The sequence below is a fragment of the Corynebacterium lubricantis DSM 45231 genome, assembly GCF_000379425.1.
GTDB lineage: Bacteria > Actinomycetota > Actinomycetes > Mycobacteriales > Mycobacteriaceae > Corynebacterium > Corynebacterium lubricantis.
The window spans coordinates 26735-51706 of record NZ_KB902193.1 but is presented as its reverse complement, the minus strand read 5'-3'; the positions used below and the strand labels follow the sequence as shown (position 1 = coordinate 51706).

Sequence of the window (24972 nt, the reverse complement as noted above, 5' to 3'; positions counted from 1 at the left end):
AGAGGAATGACCAACATAGATTTTGCTTATTTCGTTCCTCAGGGCAGCTTTCAAAAAGATGGCAGCACTCACTATGAATTTGCCCCCACCGAACACACCGCTAGCCCCTGGGGCACGACACTACAGCACGGGGCTCCCCCAGCTGCACTCCTGACCCACGCTTTAGAGCTTGAAGCCGCGAATGCTGGCTTAATCCACGGTCGCTTCTCACGTGTCACCACCGAGATCCTCTCCGCTGTCCCTCTGACTCCTCTTACAGCCACGGCCCGTGTGGTCCGCCCCGGCAAGCGCATCAGCCTATTAGAGGCAGTCGTGCATGATCCCGCGACGGGTCGTGATGTCATTAAGGGCAGTGCGTGGTGGCTTCACACTCAAGAGCTGCCCGAGCTACGCCGCGAGCTCGCGCCAAAGATCCCAGCCCCAGCAGATACAAAGCGCGATGACGTGTTCTTTAATCGTTGGAGTGGTGCCTATATTGACACCATTGAGGTTCGACGTGCAATGATTCCTCGCCCCGATATTTCGAGCCGCACTCCCGTCCCCGGCTTCGAAGGCGCCCTCTCCGAGGTGTGGGAAGCTGGTGCTTTTTATTGGGTGAAAACTGACGCGTCAGTTATCGCTGGCCAGCCTGATACTCCTTGGCTACAGGTAGCCAAAATCGTCGACTCGGCGAATGGTCTAGGTACGGGGCTTTCTCCCGAACAATGGAGCTTCATGAACGTGGACACTTCAATCTATCTCAACCGCCTTCCTGTAGGCGAGTGGATTGGTATCCTGCCGGACGCCAACTATGGCCCAGACGGTATCGGCGTTACCATCAGCCGGATCTACGACGAACACGGCCCGATCGGAACGACGAACCAGTCGATTCTCATCGCAGCCAACTAAGTATATAAGGAATAAAAATAGCCGCAGTCCATTCCAGAAGGAAAAGGACCGCGGCTTCTCGTCGCTACGCGTTAGTTCTTCTCCTCGACGGCACTGGTCCCAGACTGTGATGCCACGAAGTGACCCGCACGCACGACTGCCTCAAAGGCCTTCTGCAAGTTGCCATTGAGACACGCAGAGGCAATGAACCGGTCAGGGCGCAAAATAACCGAGCCCACCGAGGTGACATCGAACCACGTCTTCAAAGCACCGGAATCATCCGCAACTACGCGGGTACCGGTCGAGGCACACTGCTCCTCAGCCCAAGACACCTGATTCGGGGATACTGCGCAAATGAGCTCAATTCCTAACGCGTCTATCTCGTCACGGGATTCGACACTGAGCAATTTGGCGGGGTCAAGCCCCCAGCTCAGGATGGCAAAATCATTCCCAAGTGCATCGTCGAGACGCACCTTGTCGCCCAGGAAAGTTACCCATGGTTGGACAAATTGTGTGCCAACAACCGAGTCCTTGCGCAGCGCATTCCGCAAAGGCACCAAACGGGGAATCTTCGACTGCGAAATTTTTCGATCAGCTTTACCAGCTGTCAGAGTCTCATGGTCGACGACGACGCCACGGCTGTAGCGTGGCATCGGCTTGAAACGCATATCCGAAAAGTAGTCGCGCACTTGAGGTGAGAGGTTCATCGCTCGCGCCCCCAAGTCACGAGCGAAGGCAACCTTTTTGTCCGTCGGCTTAATTACATTTCCCATGGTTAGGGAAAGGTCGACCATAGCCTTCGCATGTTCGAGGCGTTCTTGACTATATGTATCCAGCAGGCTGTCCGTTGCTCGACCCTTGAGAACTGCGTCGATCTTCCAGGCAAGGTTCGTTGCGTCGCGAACACCGGAATTGAAGCCCTGCCCCATCCATACCGGCATCAGGTGCGCGGCATCGCCAGCAACCATGACATTGCCCTTTCGGAAATCAGAGGCAACACGACCATGGTGGGTAAAGACGCGACGACGAATGATATCAAGCTCGATGCCCTCAGGAAGGTGCTGATTAAGCAGTTCGGTCACGAACGCATCATCTTCGACGCGCTCATTTGGTTCATCGTCAAAAAGCATGAACTCGAAGCGTCGCACACCGTGCGGTAAGCCGATCGAGACGTATGGCCTCTCGGGATCTGCACCAAGATACACGTTCGGGATTCCCAATGGATCGTTACGCACATCGACAACGACCCACCGCGTAGAAGGCGAAACTCCCTCAAAGTCGACCCCCATCCACTTGCGTGTCAAAGAACGGCCACCTTCGCAGCCGATTAAAAAACGGGCGTTAACGGTGATGACTTCGCCGGTACGATTTTCTCCCTCTTCACCAGTGACGTGATTGAGCGTCGCAGTGACCCCTGTGCCGTGGTCGACAATCGAAGCAAGCTCTCGACCAAAAGAAGCCGTCACGTTTGGATAGCGGTCAAGCCCCTCATAAACCACCTGATCAACGAGTGGCTGCAGGAAACCAAACTTACGCGGGAAGCCGAATGGCTCCCCCTGGGGGTCGTTAGTCATGATGACCTCGCCCCTGCCGTTGACAATACGCATGACGTGGTGAGGCAGAGTGTACGGCTCAATTTCGTCGAGCAAGCCCATTGCTTGAATAGTCCGGTAGGACTCGTCGTCGAGACCGACTCCACGCGGATAATCGATAAGCTGAGCACGCTTATCGACGAGCACCACCTTGACTCCTCGGGCTCCCAGAAGATTAGACAAAACTAATCCAGTCGGTCCCGCTCCTGCGATGAGCACATCTGTTTCTATGGTTTCCGCCATGACACTCTCCCTACAGCTAAATAGTTGTGATTTGAATCATTATTGCGGTTCATAGCTACTTTCACGCATATCGTTCCGCCCCGTGGCACAGACGCTCAATTGTCACACAATTGACGGTTTTCATCTATACCTTTTAGCATTCTTCCAGCCAATCGCCATGGCCAAAGTGTGCCATATACCGGAACGCCAGTTGTCGCACAGAAACAATTGGGCTGAAATCAAGGGCGTCCCGATCAATGTGATCTAAGTAACGATCAAGCCTTTGGAGTGTCCAATGTCAACACAGAATGCTGAAAATGCCCCGCAAGGGAGCGTAGTTGCAAAAGAATCGACACCACGTGAGCGTCGGAAAGTACTCATCTCAAGCTTCCTCGGCTCCACGGTCGAGTACTACGACTTTCTGCTATACGGCGCTGCCGCAGGTCTCGTCTTCCCTTATGTTTTCTTCGATGAGTCCATGGACCCCTTCGTCGGCATGCTCTTGTCCTATGTCATCCTATTTGCGGGTTACCTGTCTCGCCCAATCGGCGGTATCCTTTTCGGCCACCTGGGCGACCGCTTCGGTCGGAAGAACGTCTTGTTCATCACATTGATGGTGATGGGCCTAGTCTCAGTCGCCATCGGCCTTCTGCCAAGCTATGCAGCTATCGGCATCGCCGCTCCCATCATCCTGGTGATGTTGCGCGTCATTCAAGGTGTTGCCGTCGGCGGCGAGTGGGCTGGCGCCACTCTGATGGCAGCTGAGCACTCTAAGCAGGGTGCTCGTGGCTTCGCATCTTCCATTGCAGTCGCAGGTGGCCCTGCCGGCTCCGTACTTTCGACCTTGGTCCTTGCCCTCTTCGCTGGCTTGCCGGAAGAGCAGTTCCTGACCTGGGGCTGGCGTATCCCGTTCCTACTGTCAGCTGTTCTCGTGATCATCGGTCTCTACATGCGCTACAGCCTTACGGAGTCCCCAGAGTTCGAGGCCGCCCGCAAGGCAGGCGACACCCACACCGGCGTCCCCATCAAGCGCATCTTTACTGTGTACCCGAAGGTCACCATCTTCGCATCTCTCACCATCGCAGCCCCACTGTTCATACAAGCATTGCTCGCAGTCTTCATCGTCCCTTACGTTGTGGACACCGGCGCAATCGACCGTCAGACCGCCCTGATGCTGCTGACTCTCTCGTCCTTCCTGCACATCTTCGCAATTCCATTTTTCGCATCGCTCTCGGACCGTTTCGGGCGCCGCAGGGTCATGCTCACCGGCGTGGTCATTTCTCTCGCCCTAATCTTCCCAATGTTCATGCTGTTTAACTCCGGCAACGTCTGGCTCATCGGCCTCGCATTCATTGTGGGAAACCCAATCATCCAGGCATCCACCTACGGCGCTGTCGGATCCTTCTTGGCCGACAAGTACGCTCCACAGGATCGCTACACCGGTGTCTCCGTGTCATACCAGACCGGTTCGATCCTCGGCGCCGGTTTAGCACCAATGGTTTCCACGTGGCTGGTCGCTCTGGACAACGGCTGGGGCACCTACAACATCGCGATCTACTTCATCGTGCTTCTGGCCATTGCAACCATCTCCATCCTTGCGATCGAGAATAATAAGTACAACATTAAAACCAAGAAGGTCATCACGTCCGAGCCGGTTGAAGTTAACGCTTAATTTGAGGCTCGCCGGGTAGTTTAACTACCTAAAACCCGCAACCAATAAGTTGCGGGTTTTAGGCGTTCCTCAATGAGCTTTCAACCAAGATTTCACTGTGTGGACTTCATCGGGTACTGCAAACACCAGAGAGTGCCCCGCAGCTGTACTTCGATACCTCCATGAATTCGAGCATCCGTGCGTCCGTGTGACTTCCTAAGCCTCACCGTGCCACTGCTGCATTCACTGGCCCCATAGTGCCAAATCATCGAACGAGGATCAGCGAAAACCGTAATCGTAGCTTCCTTCGACAAAGCCAAACAACACGACTCACTGACCACAGCAACCAACAACTCTCACCCGTTGATCTGCCACAAAGGTAAATGAGCCTGCTGTGCGGACACCTCAAAGTCTCAAGAAGCACTTGATCTCCACAAACAGCAACCGGAAAACGAGCAGTGACCACTCAAACACTCCAACATCTCGACCGTGGGGCACCTCGCAAATACACCGCGCACTCTCCCACTTCCCTCATCTCCACAGCGCAGCCTCGACGCCCCAAGCGACCTAGCAGAACAAAAGGCCTGGACTTCCATTTTGGAAGTCCAGGCCTTAAATTGACGAAATTACGTTACTTACTACGCGGGGCCGGCACCGAATAGGTGCAGATGATTTTCGCCAGTACGGCATCGTCTATAGACGAGATGATCTCAGTATCAGTTACAACGATCGTGCGACCGGCACGCACGAGGCGAGACACAGAGATCGCGTCGCCTTCCTTCCTATTGGTCAGAAGGTTAATGGACGACGAAACTGCCAGAGGGAACGTGCCTTCTGGGACATGCTGCATGGCAAGCCAGGTGCCCGATAGATCCGCAAGCCCGAAAAGTGATGGAGCGGAGAACATGCCTGCAGGTTGGGTGATCTCCTGGTGTAGTGGCATGCCCAGGCGAAGCTCCTCGGGGGTGCGGCTAATGGGGTATAGCTTCAACGTCTGCGCGACGTCGGTGACTTTGGAATAGAAGTTATCCCAGTCCTCTTGAAAAGTCATGACAGCTCCAAATCTTCTATCTCGCTGGGTTCGTCCATAACCCAGTTCGGTTCATGCACCATGAGCGAAAGTTCACGCCCATCTCGGGTTTGTACATCGATGGCATAACGCAGACCTCCTTCTTCGCAGGTGGCAATTTCATCGAGATTTCCTTGTTCGACAGCTACAATGACGCGACGACACTCTGGATAATCCTTAAAGACATCGTCAATGATTGCCTTCATCTCTTTCACCAAACCGAATGGCACTTCTATATCCGTTTTTCCGTACGGGTATGTATGCCGCAATTCAGAGTTTTGAATTGGCGTGTAATCTGCCATAGCTGCTACACCTTCGTTCCTTGTACTTCGTCCGCGAGTTCAGAGCTAAGGATTTCTCGCACCATAGTGCGAATTTTCAGCTTGTCCAACTTACCCGCAGAGTTACGTGGAATTTCATCGACAACAATAACCTTGCGTGGAAGTTTGTAACGTGCAAGATGTTTACCACAGTGAGTCTGGATGCTTTCAAGAGTGACATTTACACCGTCGCGAGGGTGGACAACCGCAACAACACTCTCTCCCCATTTCTCGTCCGGAGAACCGACCACGGCGCTGCCCAGAATATCCTCGTGCTCTGCTAGAACACGCTCAACTTCGGCAGGATAAACATTTTCTCCACCGGAAATAATCATATCCTTGAGGCGATCGACAATGAAGTAGTAACCGTCTTCGTCAACATATCCTAGATCGCCTGAGTGAAACCAGCCAGCAGTGTATGCTTTTTGGGTTGCTTCTGGGTTGTTCCAGTAACCGGTAGCAACGTTTGGGCCTTTGACCCACATCTCGCCTGTGCGTCCGACTTCTTCGATCGATTCCCCTGTATCCGGATCCACCAGTTTGACCTGGGTATATGGCATAGGAAAGCCACAAGAGCCAAGCTTTTCCTCAGTCATGCGTGGAGGTAGGTAAGTTGCAAACGGCGAGGTTTCCGTCAGTCCCCACGCCTGCTGTACGACGAGTCCCTTTTCCATGTACTCGCGAATCAATACAGGTGGAACCGGAGCGCCCGCGCAGATGATCGCGCGCATTGAACTTAAATCAGCCTCGGCAAACTTCTCGTGGTTATACATCGCCTGTAGCTGCGCAGGAACAAGAAAGGAAGAAGCAATCTGGTAGCGCTCTACATCTTCCATCACCTTACCGGGATCAAAGTTCCGGTGGATAACCACTGTGTTGCCCCGATAGAAGGAACGAATCACGAACGAGTTCAATGCACCCACATGGAAAAGTGGTGCGGCTGCAAGGGTGACGTCTCCAGGGCGGGTGTCAACCATCGTGTCTACGTTCGTGGAGTTCCACCATAGGTTTCCGAAGGTTAGCTGGACGCCTTTAGGAAGACCTGTGGTACCGGAGGTAAATAGCAAAAGCGCAAGGTCGGACATGACGCGAGCCTGTGGCTTGTAGACACCGGAGGTGTCAATGCCCTGAAGGGACGAGGACTTTGACCAGTAGATGGGAACATCTCCGGTTGGCGGTGCAATTGGATCGTCGTCGACGACTAGGACGTGGTGGCGCTCGATGCCAAAGACGCTCTGAGCCAGCTCAAGGTGGGATCCTTCCACAACAACGCTGTGGGGAGTGCCCTGCATAAGAAGCTGCGACACCTCCGGTGCCGAAAGACGGAAGTTGAACGGCATAAAGGTTGCGCCGATCCACCAGGAGGCAAACATAGCAAACACGAATGACTCAGAATTCATGCCAATATACGCGACACGGTCCCCCTGTTCGACACCGGCGTCATCTAGATGAGCTGCCCAGGTCCGAACTTTATCCGCGAACTCCTTGAACGTGTATTTGCGATCTTCATAGATCATCGCAATAAGCTCTGGTTGGTATTCGGCATGCTTGTTAACTTGAGTACATGGACTGATGTTGAATTGACTTGCATTGTGTTCTACGCCGTTGACGATCATAGGTCGTCACCTCCTGCAATTTTTGCGAATCCGCGGGCGGAAATTCCGCCATCAGCATTGATAATGGTTCCAGTGATATTTCCGGCCTCTTTTTGCGAAGCAAGCAACACATACGGTCCGGTGAATGTGGCTGGGTCAAGCGAGATGTCGTGAAGTGGAATATATGGGTTTCCTCCTGCTTCGCGTTTTGCGAAGGTATCAGCAATCTTCCTGTCATCGAGTCCCGCCGAGGAAGGGCCACTTAGGTTGGTACTCATCCCTCCAACAGCAACAGCGTTCACGCGGACTTTCGGAGCTAGTTCGTAAGCAAACTGCAGCATGAGACCTCTGCTCGCGAACTTACTGGCGGTATAGACTGGGCCGCCGCCGGCGGAATAGAAGGCAGAATTCGAGAGCGTCATAATGATCGAACCGTGGGTTTCCACAAGTTGGCGCCATGTGGCTTCTACCGTCAGTAGATACCCCTTTGCATTAACCGCCATAACTTCGTCAAAGATTTCTGATAGTTCATCCCCGCTCAGCCGGGAAACCGAACGATTGTAATCCCAAATACCTGCGTTCGGGATAACCGTGTTCAACCCGCCAAATTTTTCAATGACTTTGTCCACTGCATTGTGTAAATCAATTGTTTGGCGCACATCCGCGGCTAGCGGTAGTACTTTGTCTGGGTCCAAGGCGCTCGCGGTTTCCCTCGCCCTATCCAAATCAACATCGACAATCGCTACATTTGAGCCTTCATTCACGAATCGTTGTGCGAGTGCCGCTCCGAGGCCCGAACCCGCACCTGTAATAAAGGTGGTATGCCCATTGAGCATTTTTACTCCTAAAAGAAGGTGGAAATGTTCTTAGAAGGCAGAACATTAAAGTCCAGAAGGATACGGCGATCGAAGACTTTGAAAGAATCTTCGTTCACACGCAACAAGTCAGTGCGGGTACCTACGAATGTGTCTTGCTCTCGCTCGAGGCGGGTGCGCCACACGAGGAAGTTTGAACGAACCTCGATAACTTGGTTATCGTCTGGATCCTTACCGTGAAATGCTGCGATATTCGTAATTAGGTGTCGGGTTCGCGATGGCGGATCCTCTGCCCAGGCCATACCAGAATCGAAGCGCCGGATGCGCCAAGCCAGTGAGTCGTAGGTCTCGTCGTAGAAAGATAGGCCGTCTCGTTCTGAAATCGACAGCGCCTGCTGTCTACGCAGACGATTTGTTCGAGTTGGTGCCCAATAGGACAGATCTTCGTCGAAGCATTCTAGCCAGTCGACGTAACGGCTCTCGTCGAGGAGATAAGCCTCGTCATAGTAAAAATTTTGCAGCTTGTAGTATAGATCTGCGTTTACGCGTTCACCGAGAGTGATGTCTTCGCGTCGCAAGTAGTCAGTCATGAATAGCTCGTTTCAAATTTGGATCAGCGGGTCAGTTTCTTTAGAGAGACTGCAGGGTCTACAAGTTGGGCTGGGTCGACACTGATATTTCGATCGATAATGCGTCGAGCTGCGCGGATGGCCTTAGAGTCATCGAATACTGCCGCTCCGGCAAGCTTTCTTTCAGGGGTCACGCGGAACGCAACCTCCGGTTCGCCGTCCGCATTCCGGCGAACGACCGTGGTGCCTTCGGCAACCATTGAGCCAGCGCCCTCAACATGGATGCCGTACCGATCGGACCAGAACCAATCGGCGCTTTCCTGCGGTGGTTCGGTGCCTGCGATTGAGGCAGCTGCACGAGTAGCATCTTGTACTGCTGCGTCCCAGTGCTCATGACGTCGCTCAAGGGAGCCATCTGCGTTGCGAACGCGGGAGCAATCGCCAATCGCCCAAATGTTCTTTGCACTGGTGCGCTGCTCACGATCAACGAGGACTCCACCATCAACATCCAGCTCAGCGGAATCTGCGAGCGACTCATCGGGAACTAAACCGATGCAGAGCAGGACGTGATCGACGTCGATGGAGCCCTGGCCGTCAACCTCGAGAGTATGACGGCCATCGTCGTGATGGTTGATTGCGGTGATCATCCCGTTTACGAACTCGACGCCATTGGTCTCGTGCAGTGCATGCAGTCGCTCGGCGATTTCAATGCCGACGGCTGGGACAAGAGAAACTGGTGCTGGATCGACGAGGATGACTTTTGCGCCACGATCTCGAGCAGCAGAGGCAACCTCAGCGCCGATGAGGCCAGCGCCGACGATTCCGACGCGCGCGTCGGGGACCAGCGCTTTGGAAAGCTTCTGGGCGTCCTCGAGGGTGCGCAGAACGATGACGGAATCGTGGAAAAAGCCAGGGCCATTGATCCGACGCGCATGACCACCAGTTGCCAGAACTAGCTTGTCATAAGGTCGTTCGGAACCATCTCCAAGCACCAACGTGTTGGTGTCGGTGTTGACACGCTCGACCTTCGCTTGGATGACCTCGACGTTGTTGTCCTCGTACCAGGAATCAGGAACGAAGCGTATCTCTTCGGCGGTCTTGGTGCCATTGAGCACTTCTTTCGACAGTGGAGGCCGGTCGTAGGGGAATCCGTGCTCGTCGATTATTGCGATGGAGTCGGTGTAGCCCGCCTTGCGCAACTCTTGGGCTAGCGTAAATCCACCGATCCCACCACCAACGATTGAGGTGGACGAACTCATTGAGCTGCTCCTTCAGCCGAGGTTCCTGGGTACAGCCACACTTCGTCGTCACGCAGCTCAACCTTGTGGGTCGGTGCGTTTTCGGTAGCGGGCATGCACTGTACTGCGCCGGTTTTCAGGCAGAAGCTTGAAGAGTGAATTGGGCACTCAACCAAGGTGCCTTCGATCCAACCATCGGCAAGTGAAGCAGTTTCGTGGGTGCAGGTATCGTTGAGCGCATATACCTCGTCGTCTTCGGTGCGGAAAATTGCAATTGGCTCGCGGTATCCCGTCACGTCGGTGTCGACGACTATCGCCTCTTCTTGCTCGATGTCATCGAGATCTGCGACGTGGATGGGCTGAGAAGCTTCGGTAGAACTGGTCATGGGGGTTGCCTTTCTGCTTTAGGTGAAAATCCAGTAACTACTTCTCGTGCCACGCGGGAGACGACATCAGCTCGGCCCAGCGGCGGTAGAAGTTTCGCCCTGCTGCGTCGGAGTACAGTTCTGAGGTCATACCTGGGTAACCTTCAGTTTCCCCTTCAGTATCTAGCCCCATTTGGTAGTTCAGCGGAGTGTTGGACACCATAAAAGCACCAGCATTCGCTTGAACCTCCGACCAGTTCTCACCATCGTCCTGCTCAAAAATGCCGGAAGGTCCGAAAGTGCGGAGATTGTAGAGTCGTTGCGCGCGGGCAACGTCTTCTGGCATGGCGCGATCAAGGATGGTCCATGCCCACACTTCCATCTTGTTCGGACCCTTCGGATGCCAGATTCGGATGGAGCCGTTCACTGGCAGGTAGGAGAAGTTCGGGAAGACCGTTGCGTGGCCGTTCGTCAATGGGCCGGTGACCTGTTCTTCGGACAAGCGCTCACGTAGGAAGTCGTAGTCGTAATATTCGTGAACAGGCTGCGCGTCGAAACGATTCTTCGGGTGCACTGGGAAACCCGCACCATGTCCCTTTTCGGACGAGAACTGCTTGCCCGTGCGCTCGGCGATTTCCTTCTTTGGCCCCTTGCCCGTCGGAGACATCACCATCAGTGCGGAAGCATGCGACATGTTCACGTGGTACCAGTCCGTTGCGAACTGCTCAGCTGCGAGCTTCCAATTACCCTCGAGAACCCACTTGGTTACGCCCCCGACAACGTAGCTGCCTTCATCATCACGATCTAGAAAGGCATCGATGTACCATTTCATATCGCCAAGGTTGTCCTCGAGAGGCTCAGCGTTCTCATCCCAGTTTGCGAAAATTAAGCCCTTGTATGATTCGACGCGGGGGACAGAAATTAAGCCCCATTCTTCTCGTTTGAAGTCCTCATTGTACTGCTCCTTGCCAGGAAGGTTGATCAGCTTTCCATCCAAGTCATAGGACCAGCCGTGGTAGGTACAGGTGAAGTTCTTGGTGCGGCCAAGATCTGCCCTACAAACGCGTGCTCCGCGGTGGCGGCAATTGTTGAGAAGAATGCGGATCTCTTCTTGTTTGTTCATGGTCGCGATTACTGGGTCTTCTCCCATATAGGTTTGGAAGAAGTCGCCAGGCTTTTCGAATTGAGATTCATGCGCGATAAACAGCCAGCTGCGTGCAAAAATGCGTCGCATCTCCTGCTTATAGATCTTCTCATCCACGAATACTCGGCGATCCACTCGCCCGCCGTCAGTGTCTATCATGCCACTGACGTCAAGATTCGAATCAAGTCCTTCTGGGCGATCAAGGCCGTCGATTGGGAGCTCAGGGCTTGCGGTACTCACATTTTCCTCCGTCGTTGACGTTCATTCGTTCACGTCCCCCCTCTTGTGGTATCGAACCATCAAGGATGGGAATGTGACTTAGATTAAATCAACTTCTGGAGATGAAAGCCTTTAGTGTTCCAAGGTACGGAACGTATTTGGCCTGACCAATAAATGTCTAGCCCTTATTAGCATTAAATAATAACCAAAACTTCTCGATACTTTTAACTTTCCCCCTTGGATTCATAACTTTGACATCCCGGTCGAGCAAGCACGCTGGTTATTTTCAGAATGCGGCATCAACTGGCGACCCCACAGCACCGACTTCCACCTTCCCCTACGTTTCCGTCTCAGGTGTCGGCACTACGTCCAAATACTCCGCATCGATGCCACAGCTCAACAGCAACTATTATTGAGGCGCCCCAGACGAACTCGGCTTCGCAAATTCCGACCATATAGACCACTCACCAGTGAACTACTCTCCTGAGGAACTTGGCGAGATCACTCACAACGCTCTGGTCATTCACGGTCGAGAGGATGAGATCATTCCGGTGGAAGCGAGTTATTACATGTCCACTCACCTTCCGAACGCCGAGCTGCATGTCATCCCGCACGCTGGCCACTGGACGCAAATCGAGCAGCCACAGCTCTTTGCTTCCCTGACCCGCTGGTTCCTGACACGGGAAAGCTAGGAGCCGGGCCGTTCGTCGCCAAGCCTCTCAGCACGGATTAGAGAGCAACAGTTTGATCATCCCGCCAGTTTCGTGAGCAATCTCGTAAACGATGTTGGATTCGCCGAGGTTGTTTGTGTACATCACGTTCACATCCAGATCCGTGCATTTTTCAAAGTTGGCGGCGACGCGGCGGGCGTGTACCCGACTGGTCACAAGCGTTGCCGACGACCACCCTTCTTCCTTTGCCAACGCCCCCATCGTCATCGCCTCACCCGTTGTGGTGACGGGTTGGGGGTCCATGCAAAAAGTGTGCTCGGCGGCCGACGGCCGGTTATCGCCTCGGCAATAGGATGAGCCGACGGGTTCCTCCGTGCCTAAGGGGTTCGAAACAACGAAGTTCGGGGCAATTCCGTCTTGGACCAGGCTAGCTCCCATTGCGTGCCTGCCATCGGCGATACCGGCGATCACCACCACAGCATCACTGGCTGCGGGCTGTTTCTGTGGAGGATTCACAAACCACGAAGTGAGCAGCCCAGCGGCAACGATCAAGAAAACGACGAAGATAGACAGCAAGACCAAGAGTCGCTTTCGCACACGTCGATTCCGACGCGCGATCGGGCCCCGCACCTTGCTCATGGGCAATACTTTACGCGTCTAGTGAACCGGGGGCATCCCGAAAGTTTGGCCTTAATATTGAGCTACGCCATCATGCGGCGAATTAATCGCACAACGGATTCAACCGCGAGTGCAATTTGATCGGCGGAGGTTTCGTGTACCTCAACGCTCTCCCGGTAAGGGTCAATCACGTCTTCATCGTTCGGGTCGGCGAGCGGAGTCAGGACACTCCGGTTTGCCCCGAGGATCTTCACCCCTGCACGCAGCCTATCCATCGAATCCTCGGTGTAAGCAGCTGAGTCAAGCTCAGAGGCAAGCCATTCGTCGTTAGTAACCTCTTCTAAGCGGGCGAGCTCGATCAAAGTGTAGGTCTTGCGAGTCACCCGAGGACTCAGCTGCACAATTTCTTTTCGGTGTTCACGAGTTAATGCAAGAATCAGGTCGGCGGACTCAAGAATCTGCTCATTGAGTTGTCGAGCCCGATGTCCGCTCGAATCCTCCACTCCGAGCACGTAAGCCTGCTGTTGGGAATCCCGATCCATCGGAGCACCGATGAGCGCATGCGTACCTGCAGACGCTACTTCAATGCCTGGTTCATCTGCCAAAAGAGCGGCCAAAAGCTGTTGGGCCAGAGGAGATCGGCACACATTTCCGGTACATACCGTGAGAATTGTGAAACTACTGTTCATGACCGGTGGTCAATTTCTTCGGTCGATTCGAGCTGGAATGACGGGACGGGGTTTTACTCTCCACGCCATAGACACCCGAACCGTAGCGATACCAGTCGGTTCCCTTCGCTGGCAGCATATTGGCAATGACGCCAAGCACCTTATTACCGGTTGTCTCCAGACCCTGGAGGACATCGTCGAGCTCCTGCTTCGTGGTCTTATCAATGCGCACCACCAGCAACATGCCGGCAGCTTCCTTTGAGATGACCGCCGCGTCCGCCACTGCCAGCATCGGCGGAGCATCGATGATGACATAATCGAAGGTCCCGGCAAGCGCCTTGGTGACTTCCTCCATTTTCTCCGAGCCCAAAAGTTCGCTCGGGTTCGGAGGCCTGCGGCCCGCAGGAAGCACATAGAACTCGTTATCGCCCCAACGCTGCAGAACATCCACAAGATCTGCTCTGTCGATCAGCACGTCGGTCAGGCCGGCACCGCCCTCGATACCCAAATACTCTGCAAAAACAGGGCGACGCAGATCGCCTTCTACAACGACCACTTTCGCACCAGATTGCGCGAGGGTGAGCGCCAAGTTAAGCGAGGTCGTGCTTTTGCCCTCGCCCGCATTAGCGGAGGAAACCACGAAGACCGAATTTTCCGAATCCACGTTGAGGAACTGCAAGTTAGTGCGCAGGGTGCGGTAAGACTCAGAGCTGGAACTTTGCGGATTGGTGCTGACAACTAGGGCATCTTCTTCAATGCTCTGATCTTTATAGATTCCACCGATGACTGGAATATTGGTAATCTCCTCGATTTCCTTCACCGAGTGAACTCGGTTGTCCATAGCCTTGCGGATTACCGCAATGGTATATCCCACGACGAAACCTGCCAGCAGGCCGAGTAATAGGTTGAGCACCGGCACTGGACTGATGGGATCTTCTGGAACGAGGGCGCGTTGCGTCGAAGTGAGCGTGACCGGGCTTGTTCCGTCGCGAGTCTCTGGGGCCAGTTCGGTGCGTACGACCTCCTTGAAGCGCTCCCCGATTTCAAAGGCGATCACTGCTGATTGTTCCGCGGAAGGATCCTGCACGCGAATGTCAATCAGGGTGGAGTCCGCGGGTGAACTCACCTTGACATCCTTGGCTAGTTCCTCGCTTGTGGTATCTAGCTGGAGCTTTTCAATGACGGGGATGAGCACCACGCTTGTCGTCAAAACGGTGACGTAACTATTGACCACTTGACGTGAATAATCGGCACCCTGAGCAAGATCGCCGGTCGATCCATCGCCCGCGCGGGTCGACACGAAAATCTGCGTATGCGCTTCATACTTTGGAGTCATTAAGAACGTGATTCCGGCCCCCAGTGCAAGGCCAAGAATTGAGGAAATTAATACCAACACCCAATTCTTTCGCAAGATTACAGCGTAATCACGTAACTCCATTGCACTGAATGCCTTTCTCGTCGGTTCTTTAACAAGAAAAGATTAGCAACAACACAACAGTTTTACCTGTGTAATTGCTCTTCCAGTCCCGCTAAGTTTATCGGGCGCACCACTTCATTGACTTTAAATCGCTTGTGCAATCATAAGTGTTTCGCATTAAACCGTCTCGAGGTAAGTCTGAATTTTATTCATATGAGCAGCGCGTGCCACCTATACTAATCCGCATGTCCGGAATAGATGCAAAAAGAGTTCGCACTCGCCATTTCTACGAAGCCAAAGCCAACGGCACGAAGATTTCAGCCCTGACCAGCTACGATACGCTCACGGCTGGCATCTTCGACGAGGCTGGCATCGACATGCTCCTCGTCGGTGACTCCGCAGCGAACGTCGTGCTCGGCCAGAAGAGCACCCTTTCCATCACTCTCGACGAGATGATCACGCTTGCCAAAGCCGTCACCATTGCCGCGAAGCGCGCGCTTGTCGTCGTCGACCTCCCCTTCGGCTCCTACGAGGCCTCGGAAAAGCAGGCAGTTCTATCCGCCTCCCGAGTGATGAAGGAAACTGACGCCTCCGCCGTCAAGATCGAGGGCGGCGTGGGGATCGCGCCGACAATTCGTCGCATAGTAGACGCCGGCATCCCGGTCTGCGCTCACATCGGCTTCACCCCACAGGCGGAGCATCAGCTCGGCGGTGCGGTCGTGCAAGGTCGCGGCGATAGCGCGAAGCAGCTTATCGACGACGCCCTCGCCGTCCAGGAGGCCGGCGCTTTCGCGGTAGTTCTTGAGATGGTGCCTGCTGATGTTGCCACCGAAGTGACTAAAAAGCTCGACATCGTGACCATCGGTATCGGCGCCGGAAACGGCACTGACGGCCAGGTGTTGGTCTGGCAGGATGCCATGGGACTCAACCGGGGCCGCAAACCACGCTTCGTGCGCGAATATGCCTCGATCGGCGACACCCTCCTGGAGGCCGCGCGCAGCTACGCTGACGAGGTATCCAGTGGCACATTCCCGGGCGAAGCTGAGTCCTTCTAATGCAGGTTGTTACCACTAAGGCTGACCTTGCCCAGGCTCTGCAGGGGCGATCGTCGATAGGCCTCGTGCCCACGATGGGTGCGCTGCACAGCGGTCATGCCTCACTTGTCGCCGCCGCGCGGGCCGAGAACGAGACAGTGGTTGCGAGTATCTTCGTCAACCCTCTGCAGTTCGAGGCGCTGGGCGATTGCGATGATTACCGCAATTACCCACGTCAGCTTGAAGCCGACTGCGACCTATTAAATAAGGCCGGCGTGGACGTTGTCTTCGCGCCGTCGGTGGATGAGATGTATCCCGGCGCGCACAATCTCCCGCTGGTGTGGGTGCGCACGGGCGAGATGGGCGAGCGGTTGGAAGGGGCAAGTCGTCCCGGTCATTTCGATGGTGTGGCAACGGTCGTCGCGAAGCTTTTTCATCTTGCGCGCCCTGATCGCGCGTATTTCGGACAGAAGGATGCGCAGCAGCTCGCTGTAATCCGGCGCATGGTCGCTGATCTGGATTTTCCCGTGGAGATTCGGCCGGTTCCGATCATTCGCGGGGTCGATGGGCTGGCGGAGTCGAGTAGAAATCAACGGCTGTCCGAGGTTGAACGTGGCCAGGCGCTGGCGCTGTCGCGGGCGCTTTTTACCTTGGAAGAGCGCGCCCAATCGGGCGAACCATTGGACCTTGCAGGTGTGCGTGCGCAGCTGGGAGCGAGCGAGGGTGTGCGCCTGGACCACTTAGAAATCGTGGATCCCGCCTCCTTGGAGCCGCTTGTCGTTGACAGTGTGTTGGATCGGCCCGCGCTGGTGGTCGGCGCGATTTATGTCGGACCGGTGCGCTTGATCGACAATATTGAGCTTTTGGGATAGCACCTTCTCTAGGGAGCCGCCGAGCACGATGCTCGGCGGCTTTTCCTTCGCCCATTTTTGTAAAGTTTTCTTTACATTCTAATTATGACCTTTTACTATAAGAGTAAGGAAGTTGACTGAAAGGACGCCCGGATGACGGAATCCACATACACGAACATGGTGCGGAAGTGGCGTCGTTGGAATGAGTTGTCTCAGCAAGAACTCGCGGATCGCGCGGGGGTTTCTCGGCAGACCATCGCCAACATCGAAAAAGGCAACTACTCCCCTTCTGTCCACTTAGCCCTCAATATTTGCCACGAACTCGGAAAGACCGTCGAAGAAGTTTTCGGCGTACGCCAAGAGGAGCAAGAACAATGATCAAGCAATTCGGAGACTGGGTCGTCGACTGGACCGAGCGCACCTCGGACGACGAATACCAGGCAACCATGACATATAAAGCGGACACCGTGGCCATGTGGATGATGCCGCTGGCCGCCATCATCAGCGGCGCGATCCTGGCATGGGTTTTGCCATCGACTTATTCGCTGTGGAGCGCGCTTCCCATCTTCACTGTGTTGATTGTCCAGATTGCCTCGCAATCCTGGATGAGCAACTATGCCCCACGCCCAAAGCAGACCTCGCCTACGAAATACATGCTGCTTGGCGTGATCCCCGGAGTGATCATGCTCGCCGGCATGGCCTACAATTCCTTCTTCACCACGGACCAGTCCTGGGCCGGACCCGGTGGCGTCGTTGTGGGCGCCATCATCGGCGCAGGTACTGCCCTGCTCCTGATTCCGCGCATATTTAAGTCACGCCATAAGTCAGACGTGGAACGCCTGGAATCTGATCTCGAGGACTAAGGAAGACTAAGCCGGACCCAGCACTGCCGAGTCCACCGCCCCATGCCGCGAACACTGCGCGGACCAGCCATCGGGGCGGACCTGGACTTTCATGCGCCGCCCGCAGATTTGGCAAAAGCGCGGGGCCTCCAGCCCGGCGCGCGCCGAGGGCGAGAGCACCTGTTCTGCGCCGAATGGCTTTCCCGTATTGGGGTGGAACGCGGGCTCGTCACCGACAAGAATCGCACTGAGGAGAGTTTCATCCATAATCGTGCGCATTAGACGAACTTGTTCAGCACTTTGATCGGCAGGTTGAGCCGGTCCATCATGTCCAAGTCTTGTTCCATGGGACGACCCAAGGTAGTCAGGTAGTTTCCAGCGATCAGGGCATTCATCCCGCCGAGCAGTCCGGTTTCAGCGCCCTCGTCGCCAAGCGTGAGCTCGCGACCACCGGCAAAGCGCAACATCGTGCGTGGCATGGCCAAGCGGAATGCGCCGATCGCGCGTAGCGCATCGCGGCTGTCCATCACCTCGTGGTCGGCAAATGGCGTGCCCGGGCGCGGATCGAGGAAGTTCATGGGCACCTCGTGGGGGTTCAGCTCCGCGAGTTGCGCCGCGAATTCGGCGCGCTGCTCCAGGGTTTCGCCCATGCCCAGAATGCCGCCGGAGCATACTTCGAGGCCGGCCTCGGCTACGAGGCGCAGGGTCTCGCGGCGCTCCTCCCAGGTGTGGGTGGTGACAACCTGCGGGAAGAAGGAACGCGCCGTTTCCAGGTTGTGGTTATAACGGTGCACGCCGGCTGCCTTGAGCCGATCTACTTGCGCCGGAGTCAGCGTGCCAATGGAGGCCGCGACCTCGATGTCTACCTCCGCATGGATCGCTGCGACGGCTTCTTCCATCTGCGCCATCAACTTGTCGTCGGGCCCCTTGACCGCGGCAACGATACAAAACTCGGTGGCTCCCGTCTTCGCGGTTTGCTTCGCCGCCTCAACGAGCTGCGCAATATCGAGCCAGACCGAACGCACCGGGGATTCAAACAGGCCCGACTGGGAGCAGAAGTGGCAATCCTCAGGACAACCGCCGGTTTTCAGCGAGATGATGCCCTCAACCTCGACTTCTTCCCCGCAATACTTCAGGCGCACTTCGTGTGCGAGTTCCATCAGCCCGGAGATCTCATCTTCAGGCAGGCGGAGGACGTCAAGGATTTGCTCCTCGGTGAGCGGAATGCCCTGCTCCAGCACTTGGGTACGGGCGGTATCGAGGATAGACATGGGTTGCGTCCCTTCAGTCAGGTTTTATCAAGAATGAGCAATTGTTAGATACACTAAACCAAACTTGAACAGCGTTCAAAACGGTGTTCAATTCCAGTGGTGAACTGCATGGTTATCACATTTCACCAAATTGGCTTCACGCGCTGCGAAACAAATATGTAGCGAAGTTGCCGAGAATCCCTTAAAGATCACACCTAATGTCTATCCCCTTCTGTAGACTGAACTAAATTGCGTATATCTCACTAGAACGGGGTAAATATGTTCACGATCACAGGTTTCGCCGACGAGATCGCACACGATCTCGACGAGCAAATCACCCTCCTTAATAAACTCAACATCTCCCACGTAGAATTCCGTAGCGCCTGGGACACAAAGGTCCTGGATCTGTCGCAGGAGCAGCTTGAAACTGCGAAGGAAAAGCTGGACCAAGCGGGCATTTCGCTCTCCTCCGTCGGATCCGACTTGGGAAAGATTCAGATCACCGATCCATTCGATGCCCACCTCGAGCGGGCCAAGCACGGCGTCGAGGTGGCCCAGTTTTTCGGCACCCAATACATCCGTATGTTCTCCTTCTTCATTCCCGAAGGCGCCGATCCTGCAGACTTCCGCGACGAGGTGATCGCGCGCACCCGCGCCATGGTCGAGGTCGCTGAGGCCGGTGGCATCACCTTGCTCCATGAAAACGAGAAGGGCATTTACGGCGACTCGCCTGAGCGCGTGAAGGACCTTATTACTACCGTCAATTCACCGAATTACCGCGCGATTTACGACGCCGCGAACTACGTCCAGACCGGCTTCAAACCCTTCGACGAGGCCTGGCCCATTGTCAGCGATTACGTCGACTATATCCACATCAAGGACGCGACCGTGCCTACCCCGGACAAGCCACTCGGTGTTATCACTCCCGCAGGTCAGGGCGACGGCCAATACCCCGAGCTGCTCGCCACGCTCAACGAGACTGGGTTTGACGGCTTCCTCTCCATCGAGCCTCACCTCGGTGACTTCGATGAGTTCGGAGGTCTGTGTGGCCCCGACCTCTGGACCGACGCGCAGCAGGCGCTGACCGGCATCTTGGACAACATCGGCGCCAAGTACAACTAACAGGCAGGCAATCGTGACTTCAACAATTAAGGCAGCCCTGGTTGGCTGCGGCGACGTCGCCACCGTCCACGCTGAGGCTCTTCAAGCGCTTCACGACGAGCTCCGCATCGAGTTCGTCGCCGTCGCCGACACGGACGCAGAAGCTGCAGAAACCTTCGCAGCCAAGACCGGCACGAAGGCTTACCCCAGCCTTTCGGACTTGCTGGCAAACGAAGACATCGACGTCGTGCACATCACCACCCCGCACGACCAGCACATCGACCTCGCTCTTGAGGCCCTAGAGGCTGGTGTAAACGTGGTCCTGGAAAAACCGCTGGCCAACGAGCTCGATCAAGCGCAGCGCCTAGTGGATTACCTGGACGCGCACCCGGATGCACCGAAGATCGCGGTGTGCTTCCAGAACCGCTACAACGTGTCCTCCCAACAGCTGCGTCGCCTGATTGATTCCGGCAAACTCGGCCAGATTAAGGGCGCATACGCCTCGGTGGTATGGACGAGAACTCCCGGCTATTACCAGACGAAACCGTGGCGCGGCCAGCAGGTTCGCTCCGGCGGTGGCCTGCTCATGAACCAGGCGATTCACACCTTGGATCTCCTGCAGTGGTTCCTCGGCCCGGCCCGCTCTATTGATGGGGCGGTGTCCACCTGCAAGTACGGCGATGTCATCGACGTCGAGGACACGGCCCACGCCTATCTCGAACACCCGGGAGATGTGCACTCCAGCTTCTACGGCACGCTGACCAATTCCCGTCACCGCGACGTAGAACTCGAACTCGACTGCGAGGCCGCGCTCGTCGAATTGCGCGACGGACTCACCGTCACCTGGGTGGACGGGCGCGTGGACCGCTACGAGGAACGCACCCAGGAAACCGAGGGCAGGAGCTACTGGGGTGTCAGCCACGAGCTGCTCATCCGAGATTTCTACGAGCACTTGGGGGACCCAGAACCCTTTTGGATCGGGCCTGCCGAAGCAATGAACTCGCTGAAGATTGCCAAGGGCATCTATTCAGCATCGAATAACTAAACACACACATATAAGGAGAACACCTTGAGTAACAAACTACGACTCGGCATCATCGGCCTTGGTGCCGAAGGCGGCATGTACGCAGACTTCCTCAACGAAGGCCGCGTTCCCAACATGGAAATCGGCGCAATCTGCGACATCCTGCCAGAGAAGAAGGAAAAGGCCGACGAGTACGGCGTGCCTTTCTACGCCGACTACAAGGAACTGATCACCTCCGGTGACGTCGACGCAGTGGTCACCACCGTGCCTCACTACCTGCACCCAGAAATGGGCATCTACGCGCTGGAGCAAGGAATCCACGCGCTCGTCGAAAAGCCTGTCGGTGTGTACACCAAGCAGGCCAACGAGCTCATCGACTACGCCGCCTCCAAGCCTGAACTGAAGTTCGGCGTGTTCTTCAACCAGCGCACCAACCAGCTGTACAAGGACATCAAGGCAATCATGGATTCCGGCGAGCTCGGTGCACTGCGCCACACCTCCTGGATCATCACCACGTGGTGGCGTCCGCAGGGCTATTACAACCAGTCCGCATGGCGCGCGACCTGGGGCGGCGAGGGCGGCGGCGTCCTGGTCAACCAGGCACCTCACCAGCTCGATCTGTGGCAGTGGATGTGTGGCACCCCCGAGCGCGTCTTCGCCCGCGCGGAGTACGGCTTCAAGCGCGACATCGCTGTCGAGGACGAGGTTAACGCACTGGTCTCCTTCCCGAACGGCGCAACCGGCACCTTCATCACCGCGACCCACGACATGGTTGGTACCGACCGCCTGGAAATCCTCCTGGATAAGGGCAAGATCGTCGTCGAGGATTCGAAGAAGGTCACCATCACTCGCCTCGTCGAGAACGAGGAAATCCTGTCCAAGGACATGAGCATGGAAGACGTGAAGCTTCTGTTCACGGGCAAAATGGACATGGACAAGTACATGACCACCGAGGTCAAGGAGTACGACTCCGTCTGGGGCCAGCAGCACGTTGAGGTCCTGCGCAACTTCGCTGCGGCAGTCGCTGGCGAGGAAGAACTTCTCGCACCGGGCAGCGACGGTATCAACGGCGTGCGCCTGGCCAACGGCATCCACCTCTCGTCCTGGCTGGGTAAGGAAGTTGACTTGGTCAACTTCGACGAAGAGACCTACTTGGAAGAACTGAACAAGCGCATCAAGGCTGAAGGAAAGTTTGAGGAGCGTAACTAATGGCTGACATTGGCGTACAAATGATGATGCTCAAGGACCAGGTTGCCGAACAAGGCATGTACCCCGTCCTCGAGCGCCTGAAGGAACTCAACATCGCAAGCGTTGAGGTCTCCCAGATCCCCATGAACGAAGAGAACACCGCTGACCTCGAGCGCGGTATCAGCGAACTCGGCATCCAGGTCGGCGCACTTTCCGTCGCGCTCGGCCCTGGAAACCCCATGTTGGACAACCTTGAAGAGAACTTCGACAAGATTGTCGCCGACTCCAAGCGCCTCGGCGTGAAGTTCCTCCGCATCGGCATGATGCCGTTTACCGCCATGGTGTCCAAGGAAGCCACGGAGGCATGGGCAGCAGAGGTCGAGCCATACGCAGCCAAGCTAAACGACGAGGGCCTCACCCTGTGCTACCACAATCACCACGTTGACCTGCACAAGTTCGGCGACGAGCGAATCTTCGACATTGTTCGTCGTGTAGCTCCTTCGCTCTTCTTCGAGGTGGACCTGCACTGGGTCCAGCGCGGCGGCATGGCGCCACTGGACATGCTCAAGGAGTACTCGGGCGTGTGCAAGCTGATCCACGTGAAGGACTTCCGCGTCACCGAGCTGCCTGCAGAAGCCATGGAGCTGATGGAGGCGGGCAAGATTGAGGAAGGCTACGACAAGTTCGTCAACATTGTGCAGTTCGCAGAAGTTGGCCAGGGCAACATGAACTGGCCTGAGCTGCTGCCTGCCGCCAAGGATGCGGGTGCGGAGTTCTTCTTCATCGAGCAGGACATGACCTACGGCCGTGATCCATTCGATTGCATCAAGGACTCGCGCGAGTACCTGACCTCTATCGGCTGGTAAGTACTTACGCTTTAGCCCGGCTTCCTTCGTGGAAGCCGGGCTTTTGCGTTTTACTATCAACCGATTTGGGGTTTCGGGCCTGCTGAGGGGGGTAAATACACATATTGGTCGATAGCTCCCGAGCACGCTTAAGCCCTGTCGGCAGCAACCGGCAGGGCGTAAAGCTGACTAACTACTCACCGCGGCGTGCAGCGAGGATTGCAACGTTCTCCTCAACCTTTTTCTTCTTCAGCGGGTAGAGGAAGAACAGGGCCAGGGCAACGATGATGCAGCCAATACCTGGGACTAGGTTAGCCAGCGCGTACACACCGTCGAGCGCGGCCTGGGACTGCGCGCCACCCGTGGAGGCGAGAGCGGAATCGAAACCAACCCAGGTCAGCGAGGCACCGATGAGGAAGCCGGCGAGTGCCTGGCCGAGCTTACGAGACCATGAGTACACGGCGTAGACGGTGCCGTCGTCGCGGGATCCGGTGGTCACTTCCTGGTGATCGATAACGTCGGTGATAAACGCCCAGATCAGGTAGTTGAAGATGGCGATACAGAACATAGCTACCGAGTAGAAAACGATCCACACGATCGGGTTGGAGATCTGCAAGAAGTACGCCGCAATAAGTACCACGCCAGCGATGACCATTGCGGCGATACCCGTCTCTGCCTTACCGAACTTCTTCGCAAACCATGGAGAGAGCACGATCAGGACAAGAGAAGGAACCAATCCGAAGAAGGATGCCGGGGACTGCAGGCGACCGTCACCGTAGTACTCAAGGAACAGGTAGCCGAGCATGCCGCTGAGGAACATCATCGACAGGAGCAGGCACAATGCCGCCACGATGAGGCCGAGCAGTGCTCGGTTGCTCACAACGGAAGCGAGCATCTTACCGATACCGACCTGCTTCTTTTCAGCATTTGGGTCTTCGATGACGCGCTCTTCAACAAGCTTGTAGCAGAAGGCGTAGCAGACAACTGCGAGGATCGAACAGACGATGGCAGCCCACTGCATCCGCTCACCAGAGAGAATCGAGACGCCCGCTTCGTTGGTGACATAAACAACAAGAGGAAGAACGGAAGAGATTACGATGTTCGCAAGGGTGCCACCGGTAGAACGCCACACGGAAAGGTGCGCACGTTCATCAGGATCAGCGGAAATAACCGATGCCATCGAGCCGTAAGGGATGTTGACGGCGCTGTAGCAGATGGAACCCCAGAGGAAGTAGGTGGCGGTCATCCACACGACCTTGGCCGTGTAGGAGTCGAAGTCCGCGACGAACGACATGTACATCAGCGCCGAAGCGACGGCGACTGGAATCGCGATCCACTTGATCCAGCGCTTGAACTTGTAGCCAGCGTGCTTGTTCGGAAAGCGGTCGACGATGATGCCCATGATCACGTCGGTGAACGCGTCGAAGATACGCGCGACGAGCAACAAAACACCAACGTGCGCGGCAGTAATGCCAACGACGTTGGTGTAGAAGATCATGAAGAATGTCGACTGCAGAATGAAGGTGAAGTCGTTGCCAAAGTCGCCAAACATGTATCCGACTTTGTCGCGGATGCCGAAAGGCCGTGTCTTGCGCTCCACCGTGGCGGGCGCTTTTGTTGTGGGGATCGAGCTCATGGGGGTCTCCCATTCGAAGGGTTTGTGGACAAATTGAGTTGAGAAGTATTCAACCACACCAATGGTGATACGTGTTATCAATTCCGACCCCTATGGCCTGGGTCACTTTTCCTGCGGGGGTGGCCAACTTCAGACTAATCGATTGTGATTCAAGGCACATA

The 24972-nt window shown here is 55.6% G+C and carries 26 protein-coding genes; 11 read left to right on the top strand and 15 right to left on the bottom strand.

Going from position 1 to position 24972, the window contains the following annotated elements; all coding sequences use genetic code 11:
- Positions 1-6 precede the first annotated feature (6 nt).
- Entirely contained in the window at positions 7-888 is an 882-nt protein-coding gene (locus tag A37O_RS0106150; protein WP_018296627.1) for a thioesterase family protein, read from the top strand.
- A gap of 71 nt (positions 889-959) precedes the next feature.
- On the opposite strand, the gene mhpA is transcribed toward A37O_RS0106150, so the two are convergent.
- On the bottom strand, positions 960-2702 hold the full coding sequence (gene mhpA, locus A37O_RS0106145; protein WP_026196184.1) for a bifunctional 3-(3-hydroxy-phenyl)propionate/3-hydroxycinnamic acid hydroxylase MhpA: 1743 nt from the start codon (positions 2700-2702) through the stop codon (positions 960-962).
- A gap of 274 nt (positions 2703-2976) precedes the next feature.
- Between mhpA and A37O_RS0106140 the strand changes: the two genes are divergently transcribed.
- On the top strand, positions 2977-4353 hold the full coding sequence (locus A37O_RS0106140) for an MFS transporter (RefSeq protein WP_018296625.1): 1377 nt from the start codon (positions 2977-2979) through the stop codon (positions 4351-4353).
- A 610-nt stretch (positions 4354-4963) separates the two neighbouring features.
- On the opposite strand, the gene A37O_RS0106135 is transcribed toward A37O_RS0106140, so the two are convergent.
- From A37O_RS0106135 to A37O_RS0106100, 8 genes are read right to left on the bottom strand one after another with little or no spacing between them, the layout of a single operon-like run.
- Positions 4964-5383: a PaaI family thioesterase gene (locus tag A37O_RS0106135; protein WP_018296624.1), complete on the bottom strand. Its 420-nt coding sequence runs from the start codon at positions 5381-5383 to the stop codon at positions 4964-4966.
- On the bottom strand, positions 5380-5703 hold the full coding sequence (locus tag A37O_RS0106130) for a hypothetical protein (protein ID WP_018296623.1): 324 nt from the start codon (positions 5701-5703) through the stop codon (positions 5380-5382). Before A37O_RS0106130 ends, A37O_RS0106135 begins: the two co-directional genes overlap by 4 nt.
- 5 nt (positions 5704-5708) lie before the next feature.
- Positions 5709-7337 carry an acyl-CoA synthetase gene (locus A37O_RS0106125; protein WP_018296622.1) on the bottom strand — a complete coding sequence of 543 codons (1629 nt, stop codon included), beginning with the start codon at positions 7335-7337 and terminating at the stop codon, positions 5709-5711.
- Positions 7334-8152 carry an SDR family NAD(P)-dependent oxidoreductase gene (locus A37O_RS0106120; protein WP_018296621.1) on the bottom strand — a complete coding sequence of 273 codons (819 nt, stop codon included), beginning with the start codon at positions 8150-8152 and terminating at the stop codon, positions 7334-7336. The genes A37O_RS0106125 and A37O_RS0106120 overlap by 4 nt, the downstream gene beginning before the upstream one ends.
- An 8-nt stretch (positions 8153-8160) precedes the next feature.
- Complete coding sequence (locus A37O_RS0106115) at positions 8161-8721, bottom strand: aromatic-ring-hydroxylating dioxygenase subunit beta (RefSeq protein ID WP_018296620.1); 561 nt, start codon at positions 8719-8721, stop codon at positions 8161-8163.
- Positions 8722-8744: 23 nt separating this feature from the next.
- Entirely contained in the window at positions 8745-9959 is a 1215-nt protein-coding gene (locus A37O_RS0106110; protein WP_018296619.1) for an NAD(P)/FAD-dependent oxidoreductase, read from the bottom strand.
- On the bottom strand, positions 9956-10324 hold the full coding sequence (locus tag A37O_RS0106105) for a non-heme iron oxygenase ferredoxin subunit (RefSeq protein WP_018296618.1): 369 nt from the start codon (positions 10322-10324) through the stop codon (positions 9956-9958). Before A37O_RS0106105 ends, A37O_RS0106110 begins: the two co-directional genes overlap by 4 nt.
- A 37-nt stretch (positions 10325-10361) precedes the next feature.
- Positions 10362-11687 (bottom strand): aromatic ring-hydroxylating dioxygenase subunit alpha, encoded by a 1326-nt coding sequence (locus A37O_RS0106100; RefSeq protein ID WP_018296617.1) that lies wholly within the window; start codon positions 11685-11687, stop codon positions 10362-10364.
- A 434-nt stretch (positions 11688-12121) separates the two neighbouring features.
- On the opposite strand from A37O_RS0106100, the gene A37O_RS0106095 reads away from it, so the two are divergent.
- Positions 12122-12358 (top strand): alpha/beta fold hydrolase, encoded by a 237-nt coding sequence (locus A37O_RS0106095; protein ID WP_083912607.1) that lies wholly within the window; start codon positions 12122-12124, stop codon positions 12356-12358.
- 27 nt (positions 12359-12385) lie between these two features.
- On the opposite strand, the gene A37O_RS0106090 is transcribed toward A37O_RS0106095, so the two are convergent.
- From A37O_RS0106090 to A37O_RS0106080, 3 genes are all read right to left on the bottom strand, one after another.
- Positions 12386-12976 (bottom strand): YdcF family protein, encoded by a 591-nt coding sequence (locus A37O_RS0106090; protein WP_033377849.1) that lies wholly within the window; start codon positions 12974-12976, stop codon positions 12386-12388.
- A gap of 62 nt (positions 12977-13038) precedes the next feature.
- On the bottom strand, positions 13039-13644 hold the full coding sequence (locus A37O_RS0106085; protein WP_026196181.1) for an arsenate reductase/protein-tyrosine-phosphatase family protein: 606 nt from the start codon (positions 13642-13644) through the stop codon (positions 13039-13041).
- Positions 13634-15061 (bottom strand): tyrosine-protein kinase domain-containing protein, encoded by a 1428-nt coding sequence (locus A37O_RS0106080; protein ID WP_018296613.1) that lies wholly within the window; start codon positions 15059-15061, stop codon positions 13634-13636. The genes A37O_RS0106085 and A37O_RS0106080 overlap by 11 nt, the downstream gene beginning before the upstream one ends.
- Positions 15062-15285: 224 nt before the next feature.
- Between A37O_RS0106080 and panB the strand changes: the two genes are divergently transcribed.
- The 4 genes from panB to A37O_RS0106060 all read left to right on the top strand — a co-directional run bounded on the left by panB (position 15286) and on the right by A37O_RS0106060 (position 17788).
- Positions 15286-16095, top strand: coding sequence for a 3-methyl-2-oxobutanoate hydroxymethyltransferase (gene panB / locus A37O_RS0106075; RefSeq protein WP_018296612.1), 810 nt, complete (start codon positions 15286-15288; stop codon positions 16093-16095).
- The gene (panC, locus tag A37O_RS0106070; RefSeq protein ID WP_018296611.1) at positions 16095-16946 is read left to right on the top strand and encodes a pantoate--beta-alanine ligase; all 852 of its coding nucleotides are present in this window, start codon (positions 16095-16097) and stop codon (positions 16944-16946) included. The genes panB and panC overlap by 1 nt, the downstream gene beginning before the upstream one ends.
- A gap of 132 nt (positions 16947-17078) precedes the next feature.
- Positions 17079-17303 carry a helix-turn-helix transcriptional regulator gene (locus A37O_RS0106065; RefSeq protein WP_018296610.1) on the top strand — a complete coding sequence of 75 codons (225 nt, stop codon included), beginning with the start codon at positions 17079-17081 and terminating at the stop codon, positions 17301-17303.
- Positions 17300-17788, top strand: coding sequence for a YtxH domain-containing protein (locus A37O_RS0106060; RefSeq protein ID WP_018296609.1), 489 nt, complete (start codon positions 17300-17302; stop codon positions 17786-17788). Before A37O_RS0106065 ends, A37O_RS0106060 begins: the two co-directional genes overlap by 4 nt.
- A 6-nt stretch (positions 17789-17794) precedes the next feature.
- Here A37O_RS0106060 and bsaP read toward each other — a convergent pair whose 3' ends face one another.
- Both bsaP and bioB read right to left on the bottom strand, forming a co-directional pair.
- Complete coding sequence (gene bsaP, locus A37O_RS0106055) at positions 17795-18046, bottom strand: biotin synthase auxiliary protein BsaP (protein WP_018296608.1); 252 nt, start codon at positions 18044-18046, stop codon at positions 17795-17797.
- Positions 18046-19038, bottom strand: coding sequence for a biotin synthase BioB (gene bioB / locus A37O_RS0106050; RefSeq protein ID WP_018296607.1), 993 nt, complete (start codon positions 19036-19038; stop codon positions 18046-18048). The genes bsaP and bioB overlap by 1 nt, the downstream gene beginning before the upstream one ends.
- 258 nt (positions 19039-19296) lie before the next feature.
- Between bioB and A37O_RS0106045 the strand changes: the two genes are divergently transcribed.
- The 4 genes from A37O_RS0106045 to A37O_RS0106030 are packed head-to-tail and all read left to right on the top strand — an operon-like array spanning position 19297 to position 23196.
- Positions 19297-20139, top strand: coding sequence for a sugar phosphate isomerase/epimerase family protein (locus A37O_RS0106045; protein ID WP_018296606.1), 843 nt, complete (start codon positions 19297-19299; stop codon positions 20137-20139).
- 13 nt (positions 20140-20152) lie between these two features.
- The gene (locus A37O_RS0106040) at positions 20153-21163 is read left to right on the top strand and encodes a Gfo/Idh/MocA family protein (protein ID WP_018296605.1); all 1011 of its coding nucleotides are present in this window, start codon (positions 20153-20155) and stop codon (positions 21161-21163) included.
- Between the two features lie 24 nt (positions 21164-21187).
- Positions 21188-22351 (top strand): Gfo/Idh/MocA family protein, encoded by a 1164-nt coding sequence (locus A37O_RS0106035; RefSeq protein ID WP_018296604.1) that lies wholly within the window; start codon positions 21188-21190, stop codon positions 22349-22351.
- A complete protein-coding gene (locus A37O_RS0106030; RefSeq protein WP_018296603.1) occupies positions 22351-23196 on the top strand; it encodes a sugar phosphate isomerase/epimerase family protein in 846 nt (281 codons plus the stop codon). The genes A37O_RS0106035 and A37O_RS0106030 overlap by 1 nt, the downstream gene beginning before the upstream one ends.
- A gap of 172 nt (positions 23197-23368) precedes the next feature.
- Here the strand turns inward: A37O_RS0106030 and A37O_RS0106025 are convergent, their stop codons facing one another.
- Positions 23369-24811 carry an MFS transporter gene (locus A37O_RS0106025; protein WP_018296602.1) on the bottom strand — a complete coding sequence of 481 codons (1443 nt, stop codon included), beginning with the start codon at positions 24809-24811 and terminating at the stop codon, positions 23369-23371.
- Between the last annotated feature and the right edge of the window lie 161 nt (positions 24812-24972).